The organism is Dietzia maris, from assembly GCF_014144855.1.
Taxonomy (GTDB): Bacteria; Actinomycetota; Actinomycetes; order Mycobacteriales; family Mycobacteriaceae; genus Dietzia; species Dietzia kunjamensis.
In genome coordinates this window covers 1-3,756 of record NZ_JAALDN010000132.1, presented here as the reverse complement: position 1 = coordinate 3,756, position 3,756 = coordinate 1, and the positions used below count along the sequence as shown (strand labels likewise).

Annotated in this window: 4 protein-coding genes; all 4 read left to right on the top strand. The window is 71.6% G+C overall.

Translation table 11 applies throughout. The annotated features are described in order from the left end of the window. The coding region (locus G6024_RS05095) for a glutamate ligase domain-containing protein (protein ID WP_338122132.1) at positions 1-378 on the top strand (378 nt) is incomplete at its 5' end. Continuing rightward, positions 375-1,880 (top strand): UDP-N-acetylmuramoyl-tripeptide--D-alanyl-D-alanine ligase, encoded by a 1,506-nt coding sequence (locus tag G6024_RS05090; protein ID WP_120285816.1) that lies wholly within the window; start codon positions 375-377, stop codon positions 1,878-1,880. The genes G6024_RS05095 and G6024_RS05090, both read left to right, overlap by 4 nt. Then, a complete protein-coding gene (gene mraY, locus G6024_RS05085; RefSeq protein ID WP_159148217.1) occupies positions 1,877-2,971 on the top strand; it encodes a phospho-N-acetylmuramoyl-pentapeptide-transferase in 1,095 nt (364 codons plus the stop codon). Before G6024_RS05090 ends, mraY begins: the two co-directional genes overlap by 4 nt. 5 nt (positions 2,972-2,976) lie before the next feature. Next, on the top strand, positions 2,977-3,756 hold a 780-nt coding region (locus G6024_RS05080), incomplete at its 3' end, for a Mur ligase family protein (protein WP_241728207.1).

The following is a 3,756-nucleotide window of genomic DNA, read 5'->3' as shown; positions in this document are numbered from 1 at the left end:
GACCGCGATCCGGGCAAGCGCCCGCTCATGGGCGCCGCCGCCGCCGAGGTCGCCGACCTGGTCGTGGTCACCGACGACAACCCGCGCAGCGAGGACCCGGCCGAGATCCGCGCGGCGGTCCTCGCGGGCGCCGAGTCCGCCGCCGGTGACGACACCCTGATCGAGGAGGTCGGTGACCGGGGAGCGGCGATCGCCACGGCGATCGACTGGGCCCGCACCGGGGACGTCGTCGTGATCGCCGGCAAGGGCCATGAGACCGGTCAGGAGAGGAACGGGACCGTGTTCCCGTTCGACGACCGCACCAGAGCCGCCGAAGAACTCATCAGACGACTCGGATACGCCGCCCCCACGGGCGAGACGGAGGACAACGCACCATGATCGACCTCACCCTCGGCGAGATCGCCGGGATAGTCGGCGGTCGGTTGGTCGGTGGAGACCCCGCGTCGGCCGTCACCGGTTCCGTGGAGTTCGACTCCCGCCGGATCGGGGAGGGCGGGCTGTTCCTGGCCCTGCCCGGGGAGCGCGTCGACGGTCACGACTACGTCGCCCGCGCCCTCGACGCCGGGGCCGCCGCGGCACTCGTCGCCCACGAGGTGGACGGGGCGGACGGCGCGCAGATCGTCGTGCCCGCGGTCGACCGGAGGCAGACCAACGCCATGGCGCTCGCCGCGGACACGGACGGCTCCGGCGCGTCGGTGCTCGCCGCGCTCGGCGCCCTCGCCCGCGCGAGTGTCGACCGGCTGGTCGCCGACCACGGTCTGGTCGTGGTGGGGGTGACCGGTTCGTCCGGCAAGACCAGCACCAAGGACCTCATCGGCGCCGTGCTGTCCGCGGCCGGCACGGTCGTCGCGCCACCCGGATCGTTCAACAACGAGATCGGGCATCCCTGGACCGCGCTGCGCGCCGACTCCGGCACCGACTTCCTCGTCCTGGAACTCAGTGCCCGTGCGCCCGGGAACATCCGCGAGCTGGCGGCCCTGGCACCGCCCCGGATCGGCGTCGTGCTCAACGTCGGCACCGCACACCTCGGCGAGTTCGGCTCGCGAGAGGTCATCGCCGACACCAAGGGCGAACTCGTCGAGGCGCTCCCGGACGCCGCCCACGGCGGGGTGGCCGTCCTCAACGCCGACGACGAGCGGGTCCGGACCATGGCCGGACGCACCGCCGCGGAGGTGGTCTCCGTGGGGGTCGAGGGATCCGCGGACGTCCGTGCGGAGCGGGTACGGCTCGACGACGAGGTACGCGCCTCCTTCCGCCTGGTCACCCCGCGGGGTGAGGCCGATGTGGCGCTCCGTGTGCACGGGGAGCACCAGGTGGGCAACGCCCTGTCGGCGGCCGCGGTGGGTCTCGCGTGCGGGATGTCGGTCGAGCAGGTGGCCGCCGCCCTGGGGACCGCGGAGGCCGCCTCCGTACGCCGGATGGACGTACGGATGACCGCCGACGGCGTCACCGTCGTCAACGACTCGTACAACGCCAACCCCGATTCGATGCGGGCCGCGCTGAAGTCCCTGGCCGTCATGGCCCGCTCCGGCGGCGGCCACCGGCGGACCTGGGCGGTGCTGGGGGAGATGGCCGAACTCGGCGAGGACGCGGTCACCGAGCACGACCTGCTCGGGCGTTTCCTCGTCCGCCTGGACGTGTCCCAGCTCGTGGTCGTGGGCCTGGGCCGCCCCCAGCGTGCGCTGTTCCAGGGCGCGATCCAGGAGGGCTCGTGGGGTTCCGAGGCGGAGCACGTCGCCACCGCCGAGGAGGCCGTGGCGATCCTGGACGAGCGCGTGGAGCCGGGCGACATCGTCCTGGTCAAGGCCTCTGCTGCCGTCGGTTTGTGGAGCGTCGCCGAGCACCTGCTCGCGTCGCGTGGTGAGGAGAACCAGTCATGACCCAGATCATGATCGCAGGCATCGTCGCCTTCGTCGTGAGCATCTTCCTCACACCCCTGCTCATCATCTATTTCCGGCGCAAGGGCTACGGCCAGGAGATCCGTCTCGAGGGACCGCAGTCCCACATGAGCAAGCGCGGCACGCCCAACATGGGTGGCGTCGCGATCCTCACCGCCGTGTGGCTCGGATACATCGTCGCCGGGGTGATCGGGCAGGTCACGGTGGGTGGGGGCGGGTTCACCGCCTCGGGCGTGCTCGTGCTCGGCCTGGCCACCGCGCTGGCGGTGGTGGGGATGGTCGACGACGGACTCAAGGTCTTCAAGCGCCACAACAAGGGCCTGGGCATTCTGTCCAAGACCGCCGGCCAGGTCCTCGCGGCCCTCGCGTTCGGCATCCTCGTGCTGCAGTTCCGCAACAACGACGGGCTCACCCCGGCCAGCACGTCATTGAGCTACGTGCGGGACTTCGTCGCGGTGAGCTTCCCCGTCGTCGTCTTCCTCGTCTTCATCGTCGTCCTCGTCTACGGCTGGTCCAACGCCGTCAACTTCACCGACGGCCTGGACGGCCTCGCCGCCGGGTCCATGGCGATGGTGATGGGCACCTACGTGGTGTTCACCTTCTGGCAGTTCCGCTACTCCTGCTTCTCCACCGCGGAGGGCGTCGATCTGTCCGGCTGCTACCAGGTCCGTGACCCCCTCGACCTCGCGGTGGTCTGTTCGGCGGCGCTCGGCGCCTGCCTGGGCTTCCTGTGGTGGAATGCCGCGCCGGCCAAGATCTTCATGGGGGACACCGGGTCGATGTTCCTCGGCGGCATCGTCGCGGGCGTGTCCGTGGTTTCTCGCACCGAGCTGCTCATGGTGGTCGTGGGCGCCGTGTTCGTCATCGAGTTCGTCTCGGTGCTCATCCAGGTGGCCGCGTTCCGCACCACGGGCCGTCGGCCGTTCCGCATGACCCCCATCCACCACCACTTCGAGAACGGCGGCTGGGCCGAGACCACGGTGACCATCCGGTTCTGGCTGCTGGTGGCGATCTCCTGTGGTCTGGCGATCGCACTGTTCTACGGCGACTGGCTCGCGAGCTCGACGGGATGACCGACATGACCCACACCGCAGGTACCGCCGGCACGGCGGCCGACGCCGGTCCCGACGTGCGCGAGCTGACCGGCTCCCGCGTGCTGGTCCTGGGCGCGGGCGTGTCCGGCCCGGGCGCGGTCCGCATCCTCCACGCGCTGGGCGCCGAGCCGGTCGTCGCCGACTCCCGTCCCGAGGCCATCTCACGACTCCGAGAGGCGCTGCCCGACGACATCGGGTGTGCGGGCGTCGACCTCGCCCGCGCGGCCGAGCTCCTCGACGGATCCGATGGTCCGGGCCGTGTCGACCTCGTCATCACGAGCCCGGGCTGGCGGCCGGACTCGCCGCTGCTGCTGGCCGTCGCCGATGCCGGGGTTCCGGTGTGGGGTGATGTCGAACTGGCCTGGCGGGCCGACGCCGCCGAACTGTTCGGGCCGCGACGCACCTGGCTCGCGGTGACCGGCACCAACGGCAAGACCACCACCACCTCGATGCTCGAGGCCATCTGCCTGGAGGCCGGGATGGCCGCGCGCGCCTGCGGGAACATCGGGCTGCCGGTGACGGACGTCCTCCTGGCCGAGCCCCGCGTCGACGTGCTGGCGGCCGAGCTGTCCAGCTTCCAACTGCACTGGGCGCCGAGTTGCCGCCCGGACGTCGGGGTGGTACTCAACGTCGCCGAGGACCACCTCGACTGGCACGGCTCCATGGAGGCCTACGCCGAGGCCAAGGCCCGTGTCCTCACCGGCCGCGTGGCCGTGGCCGGCGCCGACGACGAGATCGCCGCGCGCCTGCTCGCCGCCGCGCCC

Bases quoted from the DNA above. Each gene is read 5' to 3' on its own strand.
- mraY (WP_159148217.1), top strand. From the start codon at position 1,877: ATGACCCAGATCATGATCGCAGGCATCGTCGCCTTCGTCGTGAGCATC.
- G6024_RS05090 (WP_120285816.1), top strand. From the start codon at position 375: ATGATCGACCTCACCCTCGGCGAGATCGCCGGGATAGTCGGCGGTCGG.